This window comes from Klebsiella sp. RHBSTW-00484 (assembly GCF_013705725.1).
Lineage (GTDB): Bacteria > Pseudomonadota > Gammaproteobacteria > Enterobacterales > Enterobacteriaceae > Klebsiella.
On record NZ_CP055481.1, the window covers coordinates 2,887,724 to 2,909,703 of the forward strand.

Here is a 21,980-nt window from a genome sequence, read left to right on the forward strand (position 1 = left end):
ATATATAATTTATATTTATTTTAATGAATTAAATATTTATTTGGCGGATGTGTTGTTCTCCCGTTGTGATAAATATGGCATGATGGCTTAGATTATTCAGTTTCTTAAGAAAAGGAGAACGGACTATGTACAAAAAAATATTGTTGCCCGTAGACGTTTTTGAAATGGATTTAAGTGACAAAGCCGTTCGCCATGCGGAGTTTTTGGCCTCAGCGGATGAAGGTGAAATCACGCTGCTGAACGTATTGCCAAACAGCAGTAGCTCAGTTCTGCGCGGTTTCGCAGCCGATATTCGTAAATTTGAAGCATATATGCGGGAAGAGTCAGAGAAAAAGATGAAGTCGCTGTCCCGTCTGTTCTCAATTCCTGCTGAACGCATTCACTCCCGGGTCGTGTTTGGTAACGTGCGTGATGAAATCTTAGCGATCGGCAGTCATGATGACTATGACGTGATTGTGATTGGCTCGCGTAAACCGGGCATTTCTACTCATCTGTTGGGATCCAACGCCGAGTCGATTATTCGCTACGCTAAAATACCGGTTCTGGTGATTAGATAACATCGATAGCCTGAACATTTGGCGGCAGGTGAGAGACTCTGCCGCTATCTATATTTTACTCTTCGCTGAACCAGTCGCTATTTTCCTGACGTACGAGCAGAACGGACTCACTAATTTCCTGCAGATGCAGGCTCATCGCTTTTTCTACGGCATCCGGGTTACGGGCGACCAGCGGCTGGAAAATATCATAATGCTGGCGCAGCATCATATCGGGAGGCGTGACGTGGTCTAGACTCATGTAGCGCACCCGGTCAATGGTGGCTTTAATATTTTCGACGGTATCCCAGGCTAATTGGCAGTCGGCAATTTGCGAGAGCTTCTGGTGAAATTCATCATCCAGCTGAAAGAAATCATTTAACTGTTGGCGTTCGACCGCCGCACGCTGCTGATTGAGATTTTGCTCAAGCTGATAGAGCTGTTCGTCATTCACCATCCCGGCGGCGCGGCGCACCACAGCGCATTCAATGGCCTGGCGGACAAAACACCCATTACGCACCTGCGAGAGGGAAATCTTGTTCACATAGCTGCCGCGCTGTGGGCGAATCTGAATCAGGCCGTTTTCCGCCAGTTTAATAAAGGCTTCACGTACCGGCTGACGAGAAACGTCAAAGCGTACGGAAACTTCCTTTTCGGACAGTGGGGTGCCGGGCGGGATCAGGCAATGGACGATATCCCGACGAAGGATACGATAAATTTGCTGGTTTACAGGCTGTGTCGGATTCAGTTGGGATTCTGCGGCCATTGTGCTTACTTTTAAATGGAATTTTGCGTTATTTTACGCGATTTTTGCTTTCCAGCCCAGACCCGGTCTGCTGACCGGGTCGTTGAGCTTAGCCCTGACGATGAACGTTCAGACCGGCAAAACTTTGGCTGACTGGCATCATTTCAAGGGTGTTGATATTGACGTGTTTCGGCAGGGTTGCGACCCACCACACCGCTTCGGTTACATCTTCCGGCGTCAGGGCTTGCGTATTCTCATAAGCTTTGTCCGCTTTGACGTCATCACCTTTAAAGCGCACGTTAGAGAATTCGGTTCCGCCTACCAGACCGGGTTCAATATCGGTCACGCGAACGGCGGTGCCGTGAAGGTCGGCGCGCAGATTCAGACTAAACTGGCGAACAAAAGCCTTCGTCGCGCCGTAAACGTTACCGCCAGCATAAGGCCAGCTACCAGCGACTGAACCGATGTTGACGATATGACCGCGGTTACGTTCCACCATACCAGGCAGAACCGCACGGGTCATGTACACCAGCCCTTTATTGTTGGTGTCAATCATATCTTCCCAGTCTTCAACGCTGGCTTTGTGTGCGGGTTCGAGCCCCAGCGCCAGTCCGGCGTTATTAACCAGAACGTCAATGGCTTGCCACTCCGCGGGCAGCTCGGCGATCATCTCTTCGATAGCCGCGCGATTACGCACGTCCAACTGCGCGGTATAAATGCTCTCGCCCAGCTCATCCTTCAGCGTCTTCAGGCGCTCTTCGCGACGCCCGGTGGCAATGACTTTGTGACCGTTAGCGACAAAACGGCGAGTAATACTTTCACCAAAACCTGCTGTTGCTCCGGTAACCAGGATAATCATCTTACTGTTCCTCAACGCTTTTTGTGTCTTTATACCATAGCACGCGATATCGGTGACGGGTAATGGAAATCGTCGGACAACATTTGGCGTGCGGGGGAATCATTGCGATCAATCAATGAGTTGCCTAATCTTACAGAATAATTGTGTTCAGGAGATGATGATGTTGGACAACAACCCTTTTTTAAGCGTCAGCCTGCTACCTTACCAGGCGCCGCGTTTTGATTTGATTTCAGATAGCCATTACCGCCCGGCCTTTGATGAAGGCGTACGGCGTCAACGTGAAGAGATTAGCGCGATCGTTAATAACCCGGTTCCGGCGGATTTTACCAATACGCTGGTGGCTCTGGAGCAGAGCGGGCAGCTGCTGGCGCGGGTGACAAGCGTCTTCTTTGCTATGGCTGGAGCGGATACCAACCCAATAATTCAGGAACTGGATGAGCAGTTTTCTGCCGAACTGGCTGAATTGGGCAACAATATCTGGCTCAATGAAGCGCTGTTTGAGCGTGTAAAACAGGTTTGGCAGCAGCGTGGTTCTCTCTCTCTGGACGCTGAATCCATGCGTTTGCTTGAGGTGACCTGGCAACGTTTCACCCTCGCAGGCGCAACGTTGGCAGAAGAGCAAAAAACGGTGCTGCGGGCGCTGAATACGGAAGCTGCGACCCTGCAAAGTCAGTTTCAGCAACGTCTGTTGGCGGCGGTGAAGTCCGGTGGTCTGGTGGTAGATTACGCCCATCAACTGGAAGGGCTTAGTGAGGATGAAATAAGCGCAGCGGCAGAAGCGGCGCAGGAGAAAGGCTTAAAGGACCGCTGGTTGCTTGCGCTGCTTAATACGACTCAGCAGCCCGCGCTGCTTTCCCTGCAGGACAGGCAGACGCGAGAAAACCTGTTCTCTGCGGGTTGGACGCGTAACCAAAAGGGCGATGCTAATGATACCCGCGAGCTGGTATTGCGGCTCGCGGAGCTCCGGGCCCGTAAAGCGCAACTGCTTGGGACCGCTGATTATGCCAGCTGGTCGATGGCTGACCAGATGGCCAGAACCCCTGAGCAGGCTTATGCCTTTATGCGGCGGATCGCCCCTGCGGCGCGAGCCAGAGCCGAGCAGGAGCTGGCGGATATTCAGCAGGTTGTCGATAATGAAGGCGGCGATTTTCAGGCTGCGGCCTGGGACTGGCTCTACTATGGCGAGCAGGTGCGCCGGGCGAAGTTTACTATCGACGAAGCGCAGCTAAAGCCGTATTTCTCCCTCGACCGCGTCCTGCGCGACGGCGTGTTCTGGGCCGCTTCTCAGCTGTTTTGCATCCGCTTTGTTGAGCGCTTTGATATCCCGGTTTATCACCCAGATGTGCAGGTATGGGAAATTTTTGACGCAAATGGTGAGGGGATTGCGCTGTTTTATGGTGACTTTTTCGCCCGCGATAGCAAAAGCGGCGGGGCGTGGATGGGCGTTTTTGTTGAGCAATCAACTTTGCGCGCGCAGCATCCGGTCATCTACAACGTTTGTAACTATCAGAAACCCAAGGCTGGCCACAGCGCATTGCTGTCGTGGGATGAGGTGATTACGTTATTCCACGAGTTTGGTCACACGCTGCACGGCCTGTTTGCCAGCCAGCGGTATGCCAGCCTCTCAGGCACGAATACGCCGCGTGATTTTGTTGAGTTCCCGTCACAGATTTTTGAACACTGGGCCAGCGAACCGCAGGTATTCGCCCACTATGCGCGGCATCATCAAACCGGTAAAGCCATGCCGGAAGCGTTACGTGATAGCATGTTCCGGGCGGCGAAGTTTAATAAAGGTTACGACATGAGCGAGCTGCTCGCGGCGGCGCTGCTGGATATGCACTGGCACAGCGTGTCGACGGAAACGCTGCCGCAGGATGTTGATACCTTCGAAGCGACGGCGCTGCAAGCGGAGAAGATGGACCTTTCCGCCGTGCCGCCGCGTTATCGCAGCAGTTACTTCTCACATATTTTCGGCGGCGGCTACGCCGCAGGTTATTACGCCTACTTGTGGACGCAGATGCTGGCGGACGATGGCTATCAGTGGTTTGTTGAGCAGGGCGGTCTGACGCGCGAAAACGGCCAACGCTTTCGCGAGGCGATTTTGTCGCGCGGCAATAGCACTGATTTAGCTGAACTGTATCGGCAGTGGCGCGGGCACGATCCTAAAATCGAACCGATGCTGGAAAATCGCGGGCTGAACGTTTTATAGTCGGTTTTGTAAGCCGGGTAAGGCGCTAGCCGCCACCCGGCAGAAATACGAGAACAGTAACAAAAACCGGTTTGTTTATCGTTTGAAACTCCGGGTAGGACTATTTCCGCTGATAAACATTGGCAAAATGTGAATTACCACATCAAATCGTCGGGCACTTTAAAATCAGCATACGGATCATCTTCATCCTGCTCTTCCTGACTCAGCGCGCTGTTTAAAACAATACTGTTTGCATCTCGCTGCGCGATTTTATCGGCCACGATCGCGGGGATAATTGCGTATTCACTCTCGCCACTGCCATCAATAACCAAACGCGCAATGGCGAGACGGCCGTTAATCAGCTGAGTTTGCGTTGTCTTATCCACAACAACTTTTTTAATTAAGTTGTTATCCGTGAAGTTAAAATCAATATTGCCTTTTGCAATGACGATTTTGTTCATTTCAATGAGCTGCTTCACCTGAGCTTTATACTCTTTAGATAAAACAGCTTGTTTTTGTTGTTCGCTTAGCTGTTTATCACGCTCAAGCTGCGCTTTTTTATTTTCTTCCACAGCCTCTCTTGCTTCGCGAGCCTGAACTCGGGATTTCTTCGCTGTTCTCTGGACCTTAGCCATCTTTTTGCTGGTGACTAGTCCTGCTTTTAGCATCTGTTCTTGTAAGGTGAGTTTTGTCATCTTCGCTTCTAAACCCGTTGAAAAATTTTTGCGATTATACCTGTAATTTTAGCTGATGTGTCAGTGCGCGGGGATGACGTTGCGATACGGTCAGATCGAGGTGGACCTGGTGAACCATTCAGTACAAACATGGAATGCATAAAAAATCACATAAAGTGGTTTATTTTTGTTATAAATGCATCTTTGGTGGTTTTTTATGGAGAGCGAAGATGATTGTCAGAACCTGGCACGGCTGTGTTCCTGTTGATTTTGGTGAAGCGTTTGCAGACCATTTGCAGGCAACCGGCGTGCAACATTCGGCGGGTATCCCTGGAAACGCGGGAGCGTTTGTCAGGCGAGAAACTCAGGGAGAATGGGAACACTTCTTTCTGGCGACTTACTGGGAGGATCTGGATGCGGTCAAAGCGTTCGCTGGTGAGAATTACCATGTGGCGGTAACCTACCCTGATGATGAGCAATTCCAGCTCCTGTCCGATCCCTATGTCTTCCAGTTTGATGTGGCGAACGTCGTGGCGATTTGAGTGGGTAAAGCACAAAAAATTAAGGCCCGAAGGCCTTAATCTTACTTACGTCCAGCCAGTAAACCAATGACCAGCCCGATGGCACCGGCGGCCAGCAATCCGGTAAGCGGGTTTTCTTTGACTCGCTCCGAAACTTCGGAGACCGCATCTGACGCCTGGGCCGCGTATTTACGCGCTGCGCCTTTCAACTGATGCTTAGGCGAATCTACCGCATCACCAAATTGCTGTTGGGCTTCCCCGGCAATTTCGTTGACTTTGTTACCGACCTTGTCCGCCAGATTTTGCGCGTCGTTTTCATAATCTTGTGATGACATGTGATTCTCCTTTCGTTTGACTCATTCAAGTCTAGTGGCTGACGGAAGAAGTTCAAATGCACAGGCCGCTGCGGCTGTATTCCAGGATTTTTCCAAAGACCGGATGAGTTACACGCTGCCGTGCTTTTTCAATATGCCTTTGTCGTCAAAGATAAACATAATCGACTGCCCAAGTCCGTTCTGGCAGACAACGCCATCGGCGTTGGTTTTATCGGTGATACCCTGGCACTCCATATTGCTGACGTAAGGACGAATCTGGCATTTTAGCGTTTTGCCATCTTCAATAATCAGTTGTTTAGATTCGCTGAGCTCATTTGCCGCAGGCGCCGGGCAGGTGCCTTCACCCCAGTTAACGCCATGGTGCCTGTCAAACGCCGAGCAGCCCTGCAATAGCGCCGCCCCTGCCAGAAAAAGCATCAGATAGTGTTTCTTCATTATATAACCCCGGTTGTTGTTTTCCGCTTCAGTATAGGAAACAACCTCGCCATAAAGCCTTCGCCAGAATTAGTGGTTTTCCTGATATTTCAATTGATTGAGACTATTCTGAGTAATAAAATCCACATAACTTGCTTTCTTCCAAAGCGATGACTGATAAATAAGAGCTATTGAGATTCACAATTCCTCTTTTTTCCTTCATCATTTGTCAGCTTTTGCTACTAATAATCAGCGTTTAGCTCAGCATAAGAAATTTATTTTTTTACTCAAGGTCGGTATGAACTATAAGAATGTACTGAAGGTTGCGTTACTGCTTGCTCCCGTGGCGTTGCTGAATCTGTCCACGCCTGCCTGGGGCGCGGACGCGGCGAAAACAACAACCTGTCAGAAAGCGCCGCCTGCGGTGGACAAAGAGGGCGTGCCGCTACCGCCCGTTGTCGGAAAAGAGGGGGCTCGGCCTGCTCCGGCAAATGGCAAACCAGGTCATGACGGCCCCGCTACAAACTGTCAGCCAGTGGCTATCGAAAACTAATCATTGACCTCAACCCGGGAGGGACATGGTGCACCCGTTAATTAAGGTCATGCTGGTAGGTGGTAAAGGGGATGGCCTGCTGGTCAGCGTCGCCGATACCGCGACGGAAGTTTCCGTCACACCTGCGCAGTACGGCGCGAAATCCGGCCAGCCGCTGAGCTATCGGATTGTGTCGCAGACTATCGATGATGAGCGCTACTTTTTCGGCGTTTTCAGTGAGAGCCATGAGGATACGGATAAACTCAAAAGAGTGGCGTTGACTCGCGGCATGAAAAAGTTCTTCAGTTGATCCGGTGCCGGGCGGCTATCTGTCGTCCGGTCGGGTCATGTTTTGTTTTCCTCCCGCCTCCGATACAGTATAGCGATACGCCTTTGCACGCTTCGGAAACGCTATGATTAACCACATCCGCATTAAAAACTTCAGATCGGTCAGGGATATCGAGCTGGAGCTGGGTGCGCTGAACATTGTTTTCGGCCCCAACGGCTGCGGCAAGTCCAATATCTACAAAGCTATTCATCTGCTAACTGCCTCCGCTGACGGACAATTTTCCGGCTATATCAGTGATGAGGGCGGACTGGAAAATATTATGTGGTCAGGGCCGAGTGCGCCAACGGACCGCTTTCCGCGACGGCTGCAGATTGCCTGTCTGACCGATGAGTTCGACTATGAGTTACAAGTCGGTTTTCCGGAAAAACTGCCTTATCCGACCCAGTTCGTGCTGGACCCAATTGTCAAAGAGGAGTCTATCTGGCTGGCGGGCTTTTCCCGACGACCATCATCGCGCGTGCTACAGCGCAAAAATCAGGCCGCGTTTCTGGTAGATGTTAACGGCGAAAAAAGTACCTTCACCGATACTATTTATGAGAACGAATCCATCTTTGGTCAATTGGGTGAACCGCATCGCTTTCCAGAGGTCTCGCGGGTCAGGGAGACCATGCGACGCTGGCGTTTTTATCACGAGTTCAATATTGGCAGGCACTCGCCGCTACGCCAACCGGCGGTCGGCTACCGCTCGCCGGTGCTTGATAGCAATGGGCATAATCTTGCTGCCGCCTTTCAGACTATTGTGGAAATCGGCGCGGAGGAACTGCTGCATGAGATCCTCGCCGAGGCCTTTCCGCAATGCACATTCTATTGTGAGAATGAGAATTCACGTTTCTCAATGAAGATGCGGCGTAACGGTGTTTACCGGCCTCTACTGGCCTCCGAGATGTCCGATGGCACGCTGCGTTTCCTGTGCCTGGCAGTGGCATTGTTAAGCCCTCGACCACCAGCATTTCTGGCGATCAATGAGCCGGAAAACAGCCTGCACCGCCAGATGTTTCCGGCGCTTGCCAGATTAATTGTTGAAGCGTCTCGATATAGCCAAATTTGGTTGACTAGCCATTCTGCCGAGCTTTCCGAATTGATTTCCTCAATGGCCGAAGCGCAAATTTATGCGCTGGAAAATAGCGATGGAGAGACGCGAATTATTGAGTGATATTGGCTATATGCTTCGAAATGCCGCCGGATTATTTCCGGCGGCATCTATTTTATGCTGCTGCCGGGAGGAGCGTTTTGCTACCTTTCAGGGTAAATAGTGAGATAACCGTAAAGCTCAGGGTAATACAGCCGAGGATCAGATAAGCCTGATGGAAGCCAACGGTATCGTACATCCGTCCAACCCACGCTGACAGCACAACGCCCGAAAGCTGTTTCGATAAATTAAAACCAATCAGGAACAGCGTGGCAGAGAGTTTTGGGTTAAAGGCCGACGAGATATATTTAAAAGTGCCCACCAGCAGGAACGGAACTTCAAACATATGCAGCATTTTTAAGATAACCACTTCCACCGCCGAGGTAGCAAAAGACGATCCTAAAATACGCACTGACATAATCAGTCCGGCGGTCAACAGGGCATTCTTGGCACCAATTCGGTTAACAATAGCCGGCGCGCAGAACATGATTAGTGCATTAAGTAGTTCCCCGCCGGTGGTGACGAAGCCAAAGATTTCGGTCCCACGCTGCGGGCTGGAGAAGAAGCCTTTAAAGAAGTTGGCGAACTGCTGGTCGAAGACGTCATAGACGCTGGCGACGCCAACGACATAAATGATGAAGCCCCAGAAACGTGGCATCCGCAGCAGCTCCGCGGCGGTGCGCATCGAGAAGGCCTGGCGATTAGCACCCAGCGCGTCGATAACTTGTTCACTATTGCTGCTTTCCGGTTTTGATACCCACAGCAGCACGCCAAGGATCAGCGCAAAACCGGAGGCAATCCAGAAAGTAATATTGGGATCAATACCAAATAAAATGCCGGTGATTGATGCACATAGCGCCCAGCCGATACAGCCGGAAACGCGAACCTTACCGTATTCAAAACGGTTAGCGCGGCTGACGCGTTCAATATAGGCTTCTACCGCCCCGGAGCCGCTGGAGAATACTATCCCCAGGTAAATCCCGCCCGCCAGCGCGCCCGCGATGATATTCATCTGCAATAGCGGCGAGAAGACGAAAATAAAGAATGGCGCGAACAGGATTAATAAAACTGTGATGGTCCATAGCAGATGCTTGCGTAGCCCAAGCTTATCTGAAATCAAGCCAAATATGGGTTGGAAGATAATGGCGAAGAGCGAAATTGAGGAGAAGACAATCCCCGTTTCGGTTTTGGTTAAATGGTTAACTTCCGCCAGCCACACCGGGAAAAAGGGAAAGTAAGCCGACATAATGAAATAGTAGAAGAAAAAGAACAGCATAAAGTAAAAGAAGTTATGCCGTTCTCGGGGCGCGAGTTCAGAGAGTTTCATTGTGAATATTCCATCTTATTATGCCTGTAAGGTTGGGGGCTTTCGCCCCCGATTATTATTGGAAGTGAATCGTTAACTGATATTGCCATTGTGTCTCAAGCAGCAGCCATTGCTGTAGTACGCTTGGCGTCCAGGAGTCATCGCCGCCGATGCCCATATGCTGGCCATCGAGGGTGATCCAGACGCCGTCTTCCGGCTTCATCCAGTGCCAGTGGTCCGTTTCTGTTAACTGCGCGGTACTGTAGGGTTGTACTGAGAAGTGGAAGTTACCCGCCACATGCCAGCGACCCCAGTCCAGCGCCTTGTTATCACAACGCAGACCGTTTTCGGTTGGGAAAATATACGCTGTGCTCATCTCTTCCAGCGGCAGCTGCCAGCGGGAGAAGCAGGCACTGGTGCGGCGATCCGGGTAGTTCTCATGCGGGCCGTAACCCAGCCAGGAGACCCGCTGATGCTGGTCCGGGACCTGGAAATTCAGCCCGACGCGCGGCAGCGGCGGCAGGGTGCCAGCGCGTTCGCCATCAACCGCCAGATGCAGCTTACCCTCAGCATCAAACGTCATCCGCCAGTGGCTGACGATCACCACTTCTTCATCGCGCAAATAGTGCCAGCGGCTATCGATCACCACTTGATGGGCCAGACTCTGCGCCTCGCACTGCACGCAGCGGGCGCTGAGATTGTAGAGACCGGCGCTTTTCCAGCGTTCAACCCAGGCGTTAGGATCGATGCGTTCTACTTCGCTAACGCCAATATCGTTATCCAGCGGTGCGCGTACGAACTGGTCACGCAGCGGCGTCAGTAGCTGTTCCACGCCGTCTACCTGCCAGTGGCTCAGCAGACCGCTTTCCCGGTCGATAGTCCATTGTTGCGATCCACTGCGTACAGTCCAGGCGCTGTCGCTGCTGTCCAGCGTTGGCGCAGCACCCGCAGACGCAGGGGCGCGCAAAGCTAGTGGCGCGGCGAGGGCGAACTGTTGCCATGCGACGCGATGCCCGGCGTCGGACCAGGCGGTGGCCTGCGGCTGGACCACGTCCAGCGTCAGCCACACCTCTTCGGCACCGGCAGGCAGCACCAGGTTCTCGCATAGCGTCAGCTCGCGTTGGCCTTCGGGCGCAAGATCGAGCTTCATGCTGCCCTCGGCAAAGGTTTCACCTGCCGCCTGAACCTGCCAGCGCAACTCTTCGTTATCGGTAGTACGGAACAGATATTCGCTGCTGATGCTGATACGCAGCGGGTTTTGCGCCAGCAGGGTAAACTGGAAAAACTGCTGCGCATGTTTAGCTTCAATTAATGAAGGGTGCGCGCGGCGATCCGGGAACACCAGACCGTTCATACAGAACTGGCGATCGTTCGGTTTATCGCCAAAATCGCCGCCGTAGGCCCAGCCCACGCTGCCGTCGTCGAAGGTTTTGCTAATGGCCTGATCGGCCCAGTCCCAGATAAAGCCGCCCTGCAGGCGCGGGTAGTCGCGAAACGCCTGCCAGTAATCGGCAAAGTTACCCAGGCTGTTGCCCATCGCGTGGGCGTACTCGCAGAGGATCAGCGGACGCTGCTCGCCCGGCAGGCTGATCCATTTTTTGATCCCCCATTTGGGCACAGTTGGAATCAACTGGTCACGCTCAACGCGGGCGTACATCGGGCAGATAATATCGGTAGTCGTGCTGTCGGCGCCGCCGCCTTCATATTGCACCGGGCGTGAGGGATCGTTGCGTTTCAGCCAGTGATACATCGCTTCGTGGTTGCTGCCGCCGCCGGATTCATTTCCCAGCGACCAGATAATAATTGACGGATGGTTACGATTGCTTTGCAGCATCCGGCTGACGCGGGCGCTGTAGGCCGGCAGCCAGGACGGATCGTCGGAAAGGCGATTCATCGGCACCATGCCGTGGGTTTCGATATTGGCTTCGTCGACCACGTACAGGCCGTAGCGGTTGCATAACTCATACCAGCGCGGAGCGTTAGGGTAGTGGGAGCAGCGAGCGGCGTTAAAATTGTTCTGCTTCATCAGCAGAATATCCTGCACCATGTCCTCTTCGGTCACCACCTGGCCGCGCTGGTGGTGATGCTCGTGGCGGTTGACGCCGCGGATGAGCAGTGCTTTGCCGTTCAGCAGCAGCAGGCCGTTTTTGATTTCGACACGACGAAAACCGATATCCCAGGCTTCAGCTTCAATCAGCTCATCGCCGCGCCACAGCGAAACGACCGCCCGGTAGCAGTTCGGCGTCTCCGCGCTCCACAGCGCCGGGCGTTCAACCTGCAAACTAATTGCCGCGCGTTCGGCGTAGTTTCCGCGCTCATCAATCATCGGCGAGCCCGGCAATTGCTGGTGGCTGGCGACCAGATGAGCGCCATCCCACAGTTCAACCTTTACCGTCAGATCTTCCAGTTGCTGTACCGGCGCAGCGACGCTTAAATTGACCAGCAGCTCAGCATCGCGATACAACGCATCCAACTGAGGAGTTAGCTGAACATCGCTGAGGTGAAGCTCCGGTTTATTTAACAGCCACACCGAGCGGAATATCCCACTCATCCGCCACATATCCTGATCTTCAAGCCAGGTTCCCGCGCTCCAGCGCATCACCATGACGCAGATGCGGTTTTCTCCCGCCTGCAGATACGGGCTGAGATCGAAGGCGGCGGGCAGGCGACTGTCCTGCGAGTAACCGACCCATTTGCCGTTGCACCACAGATGAAACGCCGAGTTGACGCCATCGAAGATAATCTGCGTCTGACCTTCGACCTGCCAGTGTTCATCGACGCTAAAGGTCAGCGAGTAGCAGCCAGTGGGGTTCTCGTCAGGGACGCGCGGCGGCGTCGTATCGATAGGGTAGCGGACGTTAGTATAGATAGGGGCGTCGTAGCCTTCCATTTGCCAGTTCGACGGTACCGGGGTACTGCGGCAGTCCGGCAGATCGTCATTGATCCAGCTGGCATCCACATCGAACGGGCTGGGAACGTAAGAAAACTGCCACTGACCATCAAGCAGACGACGGCTTGCCGAAGGCTGGTTATCCCGCGCCGCGCCGGTATCGCGCCAGCTGGCGAAAGTCGGGTGGGCCGCTAAGCGATTGAGGTGAGAAATGGTCTGGTTTTGCCAGTCTTCTCGGGCAATCACTTCATGAAACGTCGGTCCTGCGGTGGAGATAGAGTCATGTTGTTGCATATACATACCTGACGGATAAGTGAGAAAATGTCATTCGCTAGACAAGAATGGTTTCGTTATCAGATATTTTCATTAAGGCCGCAATATTGGCGAAATTGAAACCCACTGGCGATCACGAAATGCCTGGAAAATGGCTGATTCTTGTCGTCTTTTAAACATAAAATGTTAGCGGGCGACATTTGGGTTTTCAGGCAGAAGGAGCAGGCGATGCAGCGCCGTTTGGCAACGTTAGAAGATGTGGCCCGCGAGGCCGGGGTTTCTCAGCAGACGGTCTCTCGGGTACTGAATAATCCGGAGGTGGTTTCTGAACGAACCCGCGACAAAGTGATCCGCGCGATGCAGGCGTTGCACTATGTGCCGAACCGCTCTGCGCAGCTGCTGGCGGGAAAATCCGCGCCGTCGATTGGGCTCATTACCGCTTCGTTGACCCTGCACGCGCCTTCGCAAATCGCCGCGGCGGTAAAAAGTTATGCCGGTTCACATCAACTGGAGGTGTCGATTGCGATGCCAGCGCAGATCGATTATTCGTCACTGCAGGCGCGGTTGAATGAGTTTCGTGCCCAGCACATTCGCGGAGCGATTATCAGCCTGCCGCTGGAAAGCAGCCTGGCGGAGCGGCTGGTAGAGGAGAACCCGGATATTTCCTGCCTGTTCCTTGACGTTTCGCCGGAGACCGATGTGTGTTGCGTGCGCTTCGATCACCGCGACGGCTGCGGAGCCTGCGTGCGCCATCTGTGGGATTCAGGACATCGCGAGTTCGGATTACTCGCCGGGCCGGAGAGTTCGGTCTCGGCACGGATGCGCTTGAGCAGCTGGCGCGAGGCGCTACACCGGCTGGGGGTCAGCAATGCGGTGACGGTGTTTGGCGACTGGAGCGCAGCCAGCGGCTGGAATAAAACCTTTGAACTGCTGCATCAGCATCCCAGTATCAGCGCGATCGTGGTGGCAAACGATCAGATGGCGCTCGGGGTGCTGAGCGCTCTGGCGCAGCTTAATCGCACCGGTAGCCAGGCAATTTCCGTTACCGGCTACGATGATACGGCGGATAGCCTCTACTTCCAGCCGCCGCTCACCACCGTCGCTCAGGATTTTAATGTACTGGGAAGAAGGGCGGTCGAGCTGTTGATCCAGCTGATGGCCTCCCCACAGTTAAGGATCCGCGAACTGCTGCCCACGCGGTTGATCATCCGCCACTCAACCTGGCCTTGCGCGGTTGAGGCGAAAGATGAGAAAGCGCAGTTAATCGCGCAAATAAAAACGCTGGTGGAAAAACTTTGAGCAACGGCTTCGTTTAGCTTTCATTGAAGAAGCGTGTGATAGCGTAATAAAAAGACGTAGGCAGGGTGATTAATGCTCTGAACGTAAAAACAATCTATCCATGCAAGCATTTATTTACCGCCAGTCACATGGCGGTTTTTTTTGCCCGTTTTTTGGCCAGTGGGCAAGAGTATATTTTATTTAGTGCTGTAATTAGGTGATAATTTGACCTTTCAGAAGCATAAATACGTTGTTTTTCATGTCGGTGGTTAACAAATTCTCGAGGGTTATAGTTTTGTTAGTAGCATAAAATGCTGTTGGCGAGAAAGTGAGTGAAATCTTTGTCAGGCCAAGCATAGATGCTCTACTCTGGAGCGCATAAACCGGGGGGGATAAAGTGATGATGAAACTGGTCGGTAAAGCGCATCTGGAGCAGGTGGACTGGCATGCAGTTGCGGCTATTATCGCCGCCGCAGGTCTTAATCAAAGAGACGTCGCATTAGTTGAGCGGGCCTTTCGCCACAGTACTTTTTGCTGGTTTGGTTATGAAAATGGGCTGCTGATTGCGGTGGCTAGAGCTATTAGCGACCTGACCTGGTGCAGCTATCTGGCGGATGTTGCGGTTGTCCCCCGCTGCCAGGGAAAGGGATACGGGCAGCAACTGATGCAGGCGGTCAGCAATGAACTGCAGCCGTTTGGTAAAACCTTTATCTACTCAGTTGTGGATAAAATAGACTTCTATCACCGCTTTGGTTTTGAGCTGCTCACGACGGGAATGGTATGCGCCAGCGAGGAGAGCCTGATTCGCATGCGTGAGCAGGGGTGTATTGACGAATAAGGCCATTTAAACCAACAGGAATATATATGAGTGCGGGAGTCGCGGAACCGACAACAACCTTGTTGTCGGTATTTTCTGTGCATGTTATCTGCTGCCCTGAGACCGAACAACGGTCTATTTATTCGTCGTTAAGCTCTGAAACAGAGAAGCGAATTTGTTTACCACATAAGGGGCAAATAAAGTCATGCCAGCAATCAAAAATTTAATAATTTCACTGACAGAACCCGGAGTGGATATTTTTCCGTTTTTGCCAAAGTCCAGTAATATTAAAACGCCAAAACCGATAAACATAAACAAAATGACTATCGTACCCATCAGCGCGATGAGTCGGCTCGAACTGGCTTTCATTACCGGAGCCAGAACAGGTTTTCCAGCAGCGTCATAAAGAGGGGATTTTGTCACTGTAGTCGTACCTCCTGCTGTCACCGTAACCTCATTGATAACCGGTAAATCAACATCTTCAGAAAGCGCATCGGCCAAAGACCACTCTTCAGGTAGAGAATTGCGGATGACTAAAATAGAAATCAGCGCACCGAAAGTAACGATAAAAAGTAATATATAAATAAAAGCCATACTGGTGTTTACCCTATCAGAGGCAGGGACTTGCGCTTGAACTGCAGTAGAAAATAAGAGTAGTGTGATTGCATATGCTGATGCGTGTCTTTTTAACAAAAACATAAATATACTCCTCACCAATAAATATAGATTTAATTATTATTTAAATGCGAAGGCCGAATAATCTACAATCATGATTCTGTTTATCCGAAAATAGAACATACACACTCCTGTAATGGGTGGGGATAACATGTATATTGAATTCACTAAATCAGCATTGTTAACTCATCGATCAATAGCAGTATAGATTGGCTCCTTAAACCGTGCCAATGGTTACCAGCCTGGAGACCATTCCAAAGAGAGGAAAAAAATTTAATGCCATTACTTTATTTCTAAGTAAGGGTCGGTGATGCTGCCAACTTACTGATTTAGTGTATGATGGTGTTTTTGAGGTGCTCCAGTGGCTTCTGTTTCTATCAGCTGTCCCTCCTGTTCAGCTACTGACGGGGTGGTGCGTAACGGCAAAAGCACCGCCGGACATCAGCGCTATCTCTGCTCTCACTGCCGTAAAACATGGCAACTGCAGTTCACTTACACCGCTTCTCAACCCGGTACGCACCAGAAAATCATTGATATGGCCATGAATGGCGTTGGATGCCGGGCAACCGCCCGCATTATGGGCGTTGGCCTCAACACGATTTTCCGCCATTTAAAAAACTCAGGCCGCAGTCGGTAACCTCGCGCATACAGCCGGGCAGTGACGTCATCGTCTGCGCGGAAATGGACGAACAGTGGGGATACGTCGGGGCTAAATCGCGCCAGCGCTGGCTGTTTTACGCGTATGACAGGCTCCGGAAGACGGTTGTGGCGCACGTATTCGGTGAACGCACTCTGGCCACACTGGAGCGTCTTCTGAGCCTGCTGTCGGCCTTTGAGGTCGTGGTATGGATGACGGATGGCTGGCCGCTGTATGAATCCCGCCTGAAGGGAAAGCTGCACGTTATCAGCAAGCGTTACACTCAGCGCATTGAGCGACATAACCTGAATCTGAGACAACATCTGGCAAGGCTGGGACGGAAGTCACTGTCGTTCTCAAAATCGGTGGAGCTGCATGACAAGGTCATCGGGCATTATCTGAACATAAAACACTATCATTAAGTTGGAGTCATTACCGTAAGGGTCTTGTGTTAGATAAAGAGATAATAAAAGAATAAAATAGTCCTCTCCATGGAGTCATTGATCTAAAGCGCAGTCGCGCCTACTAACTTTGGAAATCCCGACTTATGTGAAATAACATCCAGCCGCAATGCGGACTGGATGTCCGTGGTAAACCATTGCAACCGATTAGTTATTGCACTTGCCCGGTACGGCTAGCTTAACTTCCGGTTTGGAAACAACGCGCATACCTTCGCTTTCAGGAACCTGTTCCAGCCCGGCCCCACCAACGAATACGCCCATTTTAATGTACTGGCGAACAAAATAGTTCTTCCCTGGGGTGGCATTGAGCGTCAGATTATTTGGGGAAAACTCGGATTCTGTCCCCAGCACATGCGGCTGACCTGTCGATATTTGCTGATAGAAAAAGACTTTGTCAGCGGTTTCTCCGATGCAGCGCCCATCAATATAAACATCTTTTTTTAACGCTTTGCCGACAAAGCTGTCCCTGTATATGTAGAGACCTGCTTTACCGTTTTCCGGTGTAGGAAACGATTTAGCCGTTGTGTTTTCAGTATTGCTGGCTAAAGGGACCGAGGCGCAACCGCCAAGAAGCATTGAAGAAAGAATAACAGCTGTAAGGATTATTTTATTCATAGGATTCTCAATGAGTTAAAAAACAGCAGAGCAAGGATAATCTCATTTTATAAGTATGTCACCACTGAAATGTCGCGTAACAAATTGTAAACATAAGGTGCAGGTGTTAGATAGGACCTAACTGAGGGCTGAGAATGACCACATACTGGTGGGTGCTCGCAGAGTATTCTGAACGGGGCTTATTGCAGTGCAGTTCTATAAAACGGAAGTATTCACCAGGAATTGCCATCGTTTCTGCTCATCAGGGTAAACGCTTTGGCCGATGCATTATAATTTTGGCGGGCAAAGACTTAGAGCAAGTCTTTGCCTTGTTTCGTCAGGCTGGGCGCAAAAAGAATTTCGTTGGGGTTCTGCCTTTTCCGCTGGCGAAGCGCTCATGCGGTACTGGTTTTTGATTATCGGCAATAATCATTTTATCGTCGTCAATACGCTCCAGAACCAGATAAATATGATCATAACCATGGTGAGCCGTCGGTCCGCAGGTGGAACCAACATCGCCTGGCTGCTGTTGACCAACAGGAATGGTTGTCCATTGTCGATGATCGTGCAGATAATTGCCCAAAGCTAACGCCTGCATAATATCCGGAACGGCTATGTCCCCTTCTTGTAATAGATTGGAGAGGTTTAGCGCACAACCATCATGCGGCCAGTGCTCATGGGCTAATTTAAAGAGCTCAATCGCCGCGATTTCCTGAACCTTGTCATAACGGGACGGGGTCCGGGCAATATTCATCACTTCGATAATTTTTTCTTTGTCGCTGAGCAGCACAGTATTCTTAGCGAACATCGCCTGAGGAGGGGTTTTGAGCGAGAGAAATGTCTGGAATTCTTCCACTGCATCACGCCGCACATGTGAGATAACCTTGCTGGGGTCTTTTATCGTGCCGCACCAGGTGGTGTTGATGCGCAACAATCGCGCGCAATACTCTACTGCCAAATCGTGGTCTTCTTTCATTTTTGTAATGAACGTTTCAGCCGTGTCTATACCGCGTTGTTTGGCAAAGTCAAACAACGCGGAATGTCGACCACCAATACTGTCAAATGATACCTGAAAAGCTCCGGCTTCTTCGCTCTCAATGTGAGTCAGGGAACGATGATTTTTCTTATCAACACCTGCACTCCAGCGCCAGTCGGATTCAAAACCCGCCTGTACACGAAGTACCTCACACATGACGGCTTTTCGGTGTGCAAGGCTGGTATATGGCCCTAACGCACCTTTCATTACTGCGTAGATATCATGAAGCTTATTTTCAGCGAAAACATCATCAGGTAAAGCATCTAAGGTATCGACTATTTGATCCAGAAACTCGATGGGCGGGCGGGCGTGTTGCGCGCTGACAGGGTAGCGGGTCGTAATGAATATACGTTTGTTCATAGTAGCGGTATCCACTGTGTAGAGTCGTCACCGGGAATCACATCAGGAAGTGGAAGGTTGAGCGTTTTTCACTCAGCTCTCCGCTGAATAGTATAGAGAGGTTATTATTCACTATATGGCATATCTGGTTAAATTTTTGAGTACAGATAATCCAGGCCAGCAGACACGCAGCTTTAGAAGTTCAAGCGCAGGCTAAACGGTAAAATATTGAGTTTTTCGCAGAGAATCTAACGATGTGATTTCAAAGCCCAGAAAACAGAACGCCCCCTGGTGCATCAGCAGCAGGGGGCGTTTACGGGTGGGGATTATCGGCGTTCATCAGTCGTCCCATTTGTGGCTTAGATACGCGGCAAGAAATCCAAAGAACACAATGGTTCCCAGAACTGCCATAAATACATGCATATTTCCCAGCATGATTAACCTCCATTAGTTTTGCTTTGCGCTAAGTTGTCCTCATTGAACAGGTTTACGGTTGTTGGATACATCATAACCCGGCCATTCTAAACAAACGCTTAACAAATTGCCGGGAGTGACTATTTCTGATGAAGGGTTACACCACTTTCCTGTCAGCGAGTGACTTCTTCCTGTACTGCAGCGGGCTAAGCGCAAACTGTTGGCGGAAATGGTGGCGCAGGGTACTGGCATTGGAAAAACCGCAAAGTTCGGCAATCTGCTCAACGCTCAGTCGGCTGTGAGTCAAATGTTGCGTAGCGCGCAGCAGGCGCTCATCAAGCAGCCAGCGGGCAGGGGTTTTGCCGGTGGCATTTTCAAAACGACGTAAAAATGTGCGCGGCCCCATACCGGCTTTTTCCGCCAGCGAGGCTACGGTGTGGCTGCTGGCGAGATTCTGATGCAGAAAATCGAATAGTTGTCCCAGCCGCTGGCTCTCTCGCGCTTTGGCTACCGGGCGCACAATCTGTTGCGCCTGGCCGCCGTCGCGATGAGGGGAAACCACTAAACGCCGCGCGACGGTATTCGCCGCTTCGATACCAAAATCTTCCCGTACCAGATGTAAACACAGATCGATGCCCGCAGCGCTTCCTGCGGACGTCATCACTCCCTCTGCGCCGACGTACAGCACATCGTCGATCACCTCAATCAGCGGAAATCGTGCGCGGAGCTGCTCGGTATAGCGCCAGTGGGTTGTGGCCTGGCGTCCGTTAAGCAACCCGGCGGCGGCCAGAACAAAGACTCCGGAGCAAATAGAAATGATCCGACAGCCTCGTTTATGTGCCGTGACCAGTGCTTCGCACAGCGCAGGCGGAACGGGGGCGTCGATACCGCGCCAGCCGGGCACCACGATGGTATCCGCCTCGTTTAACAATGCCATGCCGCCGTCGGTCATCAGACTAATCCCGCCGGTAGCCCGCAGTTCGCCTTCATCGACGGCAGCCACGGCAAATTGATACCAGCGTTCGCCCATCTCCGGGCGAGACAGGCCGAAGATTTCTACCGCGACGCCAAATTCAAAGGTACATAACCCGTCATAGGCGAGGGCAACTACCCGGTGGCGTGACAACGTCACGGATGAGGTTGTCATGATTTCAACGTTTTCAGTCATGGTGAGCGGCAGATGTCGTGCTGGAGGTTAATTAAAGTAGTGGTATCACAGACAAGGAGAAGATGCCATGAGTGTTGTAACCGCAATTGCCCCTGCCAGTTCCACCGACGCTGTCGCCTGGTTTCGTCATAAGCTCAGTCTTGAGACCGACTGCGCCGATGTTTACAGCGCGATACGCGACGGCGCTCCTGACTTCGTGCTGCTGCACGTGGTTGGGAGTGAAGAGACGTTTGCCCGCCGCCATCTTCCCGGCGCGCTGCATTTACCGCATCGGCTGATAGATGAGGCCCGAATGGCACAGTGGCCTGAAGAGACGCTGTTTGTGGTCTACTGCGCCGGTCCGCACTGCAACGGGGCAGATGCCGCGGCGATGAAGCTGGCTCTGCTGGGGCGTCCGGTCAAAATGATGCTCGGCGGCCTGACCGGCTGGGAAGATGAAGGATTGCCGTTCGCAAAATGAATTTATTTCATGTGACATGAATTATTCTCGTTTGCCGATGCGCTGCGTGCATGACAGTATCTGGACATATAGCCATCCAGAAGTCTAAATATTCAAATAATAAACTATCACGGTGGGCAACTAACCTTGCCCACTGCTAAGGAGACACCATGCAACGTCATCAGGCCCCGTTCCGCGCAGATATCGTCGGCAGTTTTTTACGCCCGGACGCCATTAAACAGGCCCGTCAGCAGCTCAGCGCTGGCACCATTGATGCGCAGCAACTGCGTCAGGTTGAAAATGAGGCCATTCGCCATCTGGTGCAACAGCAGTGCGAGTGCGGCCTGCATGTGGTGACTGACGGTGAGTTCCGCCGTGCATGGTGGCACTTTGATTTCTTCGACGGCTTACAGGGCGTTGAGCGCTACGATTCTGAAAAAGGCATCCAGTTCAACGGTGTACAAACTAAAGCGCACGGCGTTCGCGTCACAGGCAAACTGGCCTTTGGCGATCATCCGATGCTGGAAGACTTCCGTTACCTGAAAAGCATCAGCGGCAGCGCGCAGCCGAAAATGACCATTCCCAGCCCAAGCGTGTTGCATTTTCGCGGCGGGCGCAAAGATATCGACGCCACCGTCTACCCGGATCTCGCCGACTATTTCGATGACCTGGCAACCACCTGGCGCGATGCGATCCGTGCCTTCTACGATGTGGGCTGCCGCTATTTGCAGTTGGATGATACCGTCTGGGCCTATCTGTGCTCCGATGAACAGCGTCAACAGGTTCGCGATCGCGGTGAAGACCCGGACGAACTGGCGCGCACCTACGCTCGTGTCCTGAATAAGGCCCTGGAAGGAAAGCCGGAGGATCTGACTATCGGGCTGCACGTGTGTCGCGGTAACTTCCGCTCGACGTGGATCTCCGAAGGCGGCTACGAGCCGGTAGCGGAAGTGCTATTTGGCGGCGTCAATATCGATGCCTTTTTCCTCGAATACGATAACGACCGATCCGGTGATTTCGCGCCGCTGCGCTTTATTCGTCCCGGTCATCAGCAGGTCGTGCTGGGGCTGATCACCACCAAAAACGGTGAACTTGAAAACCCGGAGGGCGTGAAAGCACGCTTACAGGAAGCGGCGCAATTCGTCCCGCTGGCGCAGATTTGCCTCAGTCCACAGTGCGGTTTTGCCTCCACCGAAGAGGGGAATTCCCTGACAGAGGCTCAGCAGTGGGACAAAGTCCGTCTGGTTACTGATATTGCCGAACAGGTCTGGTAATTTCTCTTCTTAGCGCAGCGCTGCACTATTTTGAGGCAGCGCTGCCCATTATTTTTCCCTCACAACGTCTCCCACCACGCTTTAAGGCCACTGAACAACC

Annotated in this window: 23 protein-coding genes; 11 read left to right on the forward strand and 12 right to left on the reverse strand. The window is 52.0% G+C overall.

What is annotated here, in order from left to right:
* Positions 1-125 precede the first annotated feature (125 nt).
* Positions 126-557, forward strand: a complete 432-nt coding sequence (locus HV213_RS13740) for a universal stress protein (RefSeq protein WP_181486089.1) — start codon at positions 126-128, stop codon at positions 555-557.
* Positions 558-612: 55 nt separating this feature from the next.
* On the opposite strand, the gene HV213_RS13745 is transcribed toward HV213_RS13740, so the two are convergent.
* Both HV213_RS13745 and ydfG read right to left on the reverse strand, forming a co-directional pair.
* Positions 613-1,299, reverse strand: a complete 687-nt coding sequence (locus HV213_RS13745; RefSeq protein WP_110274099.1) for a GntR family transcriptional regulator — start codon at positions 1,297-1,299, stop codon at positions 613-615.
* Between the two features lie 88 nt (positions 1,300-1,387).
* Positions 1,388-2,137, reverse strand: coding sequence for a bifunctional NADP-dependent 3-hydroxy acid dehydrogenase/3-hydroxypropionate dehydrogenase YdfG (ydfG, locus tag HV213_RS13750; RefSeq protein WP_181486090.1), 750 nt, complete (start codon positions 2,135-2,137; stop codon positions 1,388-1,390).
* 160 nt (positions 2,138-2,297) lie between these two features.
* Between ydfG and dcp the strand changes: the two genes are divergently transcribed.
* Entirely contained in the window at positions 2,298-4,346 is a 2,049-nt protein-coding gene (gene dcp, locus HV213_RS13755; protein ID WP_181486413.1) for a peptidyl-dipeptidase Dcp, read from the forward strand.
* Between the two features lie 134 nt (positions 4,347-4,480).
* On the opposite strand, the gene HV213_RS13760 is transcribed toward dcp, so the two are convergent.
* Complete coding sequence (locus HV213_RS13760) at positions 4,481-5,020, reverse strand: DUF2058 domain-containing protein (protein ID WP_110274102.1); 540 nt, start codon at positions 5,018-5,020, stop codon at positions 4,481-4,483.
* Positions 5,021-5,229: 209 nt separating this feature from the next.
* Between HV213_RS13760 and HV213_RS13765 the strand changes: the two genes are divergently transcribed.
* Positions 5,230-5,541 carry a hypothetical protein gene (locus HV213_RS13765; protein ID WP_110274103.1) on the forward strand — a complete coding sequence of 104 codons (312 nt, stop codon included), beginning with the start codon at positions 5,230-5,232 and terminating at the stop codon, positions 5,539-5,541.
* Positions 5,542-5,582: 41 nt separating this feature from the next.
* On the opposite strand, the gene HV213_RS13770 is transcribed toward HV213_RS13765, so the two are convergent.
* Together HV213_RS13770 and HV213_RS13775 are read right to left on the reverse strand one after the other, a co-directional pair.
* Positions 5,583-5,855, reverse strand: coding sequence for an ElaB/YgaM/YqjD family protein (locus HV213_RS13770; RefSeq protein WP_110274104.1), 273 nt, complete (start codon positions 5,853-5,855; stop codon positions 5,583-5,585).
* A gap of 108 nt (positions 5,856-5,963) precedes the next feature.
* Complete coding sequence (locus HV213_RS13775; RefSeq protein ID WP_181486091.1) at positions 5,964-6,290, reverse strand: hypothetical protein; 327 nt, start codon at positions 6,288-6,290, stop codon at positions 5,964-5,966.
* A 277-nt stretch (positions 6,291-6,567) separates the two neighbouring features.
* Here HV213_RS13775 and HV213_RS13780 point away from each other — a divergent pair, with 277 nt between their 5' ends.
* From HV213_RS13780 to HV213_RS13790, 3 genes are all read left to right on the forward strand, one after another.
* Positions 6,568-6,822, forward strand: a complete 255-nt coding sequence (locus tag HV213_RS13780; RefSeq protein ID WP_181486092.1) for a hypothetical protein — start codon at positions 6,568-6,570, stop codon at positions 6,820-6,822.
* Between the two features lie 28 nt (positions 6,823-6,850).
* Positions 6,851-7,111 carry a hypothetical protein gene (locus tag HV213_RS13785; protein WP_112214426.1) on the forward strand — a complete coding sequence of 87 codons (261 nt, stop codon included), beginning with the start codon at positions 6,851-6,853 and terminating at the stop codon, positions 7,109-7,111.
* Between the two features lie 103 nt (positions 7,112-7,214).
* Positions 7,215-8,303 carry an AAA family ATPase gene (locus HV213_RS13790; protein ID WP_181486093.1) on the forward strand — a complete coding sequence of 363 codons (1,089 nt, stop codon included), beginning with the start codon at positions 7,215-7,217 and terminating at the stop codon, positions 8,301-8,303.
* Between the two features lie 52 nt (positions 8,304-8,355).
* Here the strand turns inward: HV213_RS13790 and HV213_RS13795 are convergent, their stop codons facing one another.
* Positions 8,356-9,606: an MFS transporter gene (locus tag HV213_RS13795; protein ID WP_181486094.1), complete on the reverse strand. Its 1,251-nt coding sequence runs from the start codon at positions 9,604-9,606 to the stop codon at positions 8,356-8,358.
* A gap of 55 nt (positions 9,607-9,661) precedes the next feature.
* On the reverse strand, positions 9,662-12,769 hold the full coding sequence (locus HV213_RS13800) for a beta-galactosidase (protein ID WP_181486095.1): 3,108 nt from the start codon (positions 12,767-12,769) through the stop codon (positions 9,662-9,664).
* A gap of 207 nt (positions 12,770-12,976) precedes the next feature.
* Between HV213_RS13800 and HV213_RS13805 the strand changes: the two genes are divergently transcribed.
* Entirely contained in the window at positions 12,977-14,047 is a 1,071-nt protein-coding gene (locus HV213_RS13805) for a LacI family DNA-binding transcriptional regulator (protein WP_181486096.1), read from the forward strand.
* A 379-nt stretch (positions 14,048-14,426) separates the two neighbouring features.
* Positions 14,427-14,864 carry a GNAT family N-acetyltransferase gene (locus HV213_RS13810; RefSeq protein ID WP_181486097.1) on the forward strand — a complete coding sequence of 146 codons (438 nt, stop codon included), beginning with the start codon at positions 14,427-14,429 and terminating at the stop codon, positions 14,862-14,864.
* A 114-nt stretch (positions 14,865-14,978) separates the two neighbouring features.
* On the opposite strand, the gene HV213_RS13815 is transcribed toward HV213_RS13810, so the two are convergent.
* Positions 14,979-15,542: a hypothetical protein gene (locus HV213_RS13815; protein WP_181486098.1), complete on the reverse strand. Its 564-nt coding sequence runs from the start codon at positions 15,540-15,542 to the stop codon at positions 14,979-14,981.
* 337 nt (positions 15,543-15,879) lie between these two features.
* Here HV213_RS13815 and HV213_RS13820 point away from each other — a divergent pair.
* A protein-coding gene (locus HV213_RS13820) for an IS1 family transposase (RefSeq protein WP_223335778.1) occupies positions 15,880-16,577 on the forward strand; the annotation gives its coding sequence in 2 pieces (ribosomal slippage) (positions 15,880-16,129 and positions 16,129-16,577; 699 coding nt in all).
* 186 nt (positions 16,578-16,763) lie between these two features.
* On the opposite strand, the gene HV213_RS13825 is transcribed toward HV213_RS13820, so the two are convergent.
* The 4 genes from HV213_RS13825 to ftrA form a co-directional block, all read right to left on the reverse strand.
* The gene (locus HV213_RS13825) at positions 16,764-17,231 is read right to left on the reverse strand and encodes a DUF2846 domain-containing protein (RefSeq protein ID WP_181486099.1); all 468 of its coding nucleotides are present in this window, start codon (positions 17,229-17,231) and stop codon (positions 16,764-16,766) included.
* A 316-nt stretch (positions 17,232-17,547) separates the two neighbouring features.
* Positions 17,548-18,606, reverse strand: a complete 1,059-nt coding sequence (locus HV213_RS13830; RefSeq protein ID WP_181486100.1) for a hypothetical protein — start codon at positions 18,604-18,606, stop codon at positions 17,548-17,550.
* A 318-nt stretch (positions 18,607-18,924) separates the two neighbouring features.
* Positions 18,925-19,020, reverse strand: coding sequence for a protein MgtS (gene mgtS, locus HV213_RS13835; protein ID WP_049089018.1), 96 nt, complete (start codon positions 19,018-19,020; stop codon positions 18,925-18,927).
* Positions 19,021-19,156: 136 nt separating this feature from the next.
* Positions 19,157-20,167 carry a transcriptional regulator FtrA gene (gene ftrA, locus HV213_RS13840; RefSeq protein ID WP_181486101.1) on the reverse strand — a complete coding sequence of 337 codons (1,011 nt, stop codon included), beginning with the start codon at positions 20,165-20,167 and terminating at the stop codon, positions 19,157-19,159.
* Between the two features lie 67 nt (positions 20,168-20,234).
* On the opposite strand from ftrA, the gene HV213_RS13845 reads away from it, so the two are divergent.
* Positions 20,235-20,627, forward strand: coding sequence for a rhodanese-like domain-containing protein (locus HV213_RS13845; RefSeq protein WP_181486102.1), 393 nt, complete (start codon positions 20,235-20,237; stop codon positions 20,625-20,627).
* A 149-nt stretch (positions 20,628-20,776) separates the two neighbouring features.
* Entirely contained in the window at positions 20,777-21,880 is a 1,104-nt protein-coding gene (locus HV213_RS13850; RefSeq protein WP_181486103.1) for a cobalamin-independent methionine synthase II family protein, read from the forward strand.
* The last annotated feature ends 100 nt before the right edge of the window (positions 21,881-21,980 follow it).

What these genes read in the sequence shown, in the direction of transcription:
- HV213_RS13740 (WP_181486089.1), top strand. Translation starts at nt 126, where the DNA reads ATGTACAAAAAAATATTGTTGCCCGTAGACGTTTTTGAAATGGATTTA.
- HV213_RS13745 (WP_110274099.1), bottom strand. Translation starts at nt 1,299, where the DNA reads ATGGCCGCAGAATCCCAACTGAATCCGACACAGCCTGTAAACCAGCAA.
- ydfG (WP_181486090.1), bottom strand. Translation starts at nt 2,137, where the DNA reads ATGATTATCCTGGTTACCGGAGCAACAGCAGGTTTTGGTGAAAGTATT.
- dcp (WP_181486413.1), top strand. Translation starts at nt 2,298, where the DNA reads ATGTTGGACAACAACCCTTTTTTAAGCGTCAGCCTGCTACCTTACCAG.
- HV213_RS13760 (WP_110274102.1), bottom strand. Translation starts at nt 5,020, where the DNA reads ATGACAAAACTCACCTTACAAGAACAGATGCTAAAAGCAGGACTAGTC.
- HV213_RS13765 (WP_110274103.1), top strand. Translation starts at nt 5,230, where the DNA reads ATGATTGTCAGAACCTGGCACGGCTGTGTTCCTGTTGATTTTGGTGAA.
- HV213_RS13770 (WP_110274104.1), bottom strand. Translation starts at nt 5,855, where the DNA reads ATGTCATCACAAGATTATGAAAACGACGCGCAAAATCTGGCGGACAAG.
- HV213_RS13775 (WP_181486091.1), bottom strand. Translation starts at nt 6,290, where the DNA reads ATGAAGAAACACTATCTGATGCTTTTTCTGGCAGGGGCGGCGCTATTG.
- HV213_RS13780 (WP_181486092.1), top strand. Translation starts at nt 6,568, where the DNA reads ATGAACTATAAGAATGTACTGAAGGTTGCGTTACTGCTTGCTCCCGTG.
- HV213_RS13790 (WP_181486093.1), top strand. Translation starts at nt 7,215, where the DNA reads ATGATTAACCACATCCGCATTAAAAACTTCAGATCGGTCAGGGATATC.
- HV213_RS13795 (WP_181486094.1), bottom strand. Translation starts at nt 9,606, where the DNA reads ATGAAACTCTCTGAACTCGCGCCCCGAGAACGGCATAACTTCTTTTAC.
- HV213_RS13800 (WP_181486095.1), bottom strand. Translation starts at nt 12,769, where the DNA reads ATGCAACAACATGACTCTATCTCCACCGCAGGACCGACGTTTCATGAA.
- HV213_RS13805 (WP_181486096.1), top strand. Translation starts at nt 12,977, where the DNA reads ATGCAGCGCCGTTTGGCAACGTTAGAAGATGTGGCCCGCGAGGCCGGG.
- HV213_RS13810 (WP_181486097.1), top strand. Translation starts at nt 14,427, where the DNA reads ATGATGAAACTGGTCGGTAAAGCGCATCTGGAGCAGGTGGACTGGCAT.
- HV213_RS13815 (WP_181486098.1), bottom strand. Translation starts at nt 15,542, where the DNA reads ATGTTTTTGTTAAAAAGACACGCATCAGCATATGCAATCACACTACTC.
- HV213_RS13825 (WP_181486099.1), bottom strand. Translation starts at nt 17,231, where the DNA reads ATGAATAAAATAATCCTTACAGCTGTTATTCTTTCTTCAATGCTTCTT.
- HV213_RS13830 (WP_181486100.1), bottom strand. Translation starts at nt 18,606, where the DNA reads ATGAACAAACGTATATTCATTACGACCCGCTACCCTGTCAGCGCGCAA.
- mgtS (WP_049089018.1), bottom strand. Translation starts at nt 19,020, where the DNA reads ATGCTGGGAAATATGCATGTATTTATGGCAGTTCTGGGAACCATTGTG.
- ftrA (WP_181486101.1), bottom strand. Translation starts at nt 20,167, where the DNA reads ATGACTGAAAACGTTGAAATCATGACAACCTCATCCGTGACGTTGTCA.
- HV213_RS13845 (WP_181486102.1), top strand. Translation starts at nt 20,235, where the DNA reads ATGAGTGTTGTAACCGCAATTGCCCCTGCCAGTTCCACCGACGCTGTC.
- HV213_RS13850 (WP_181486103.1), top strand. Translation starts at nt 20,777, where the DNA reads ATGCAACGTCATCAGGCCCCGTTCCGCGCAGATATCGTCGGCAGTTTT.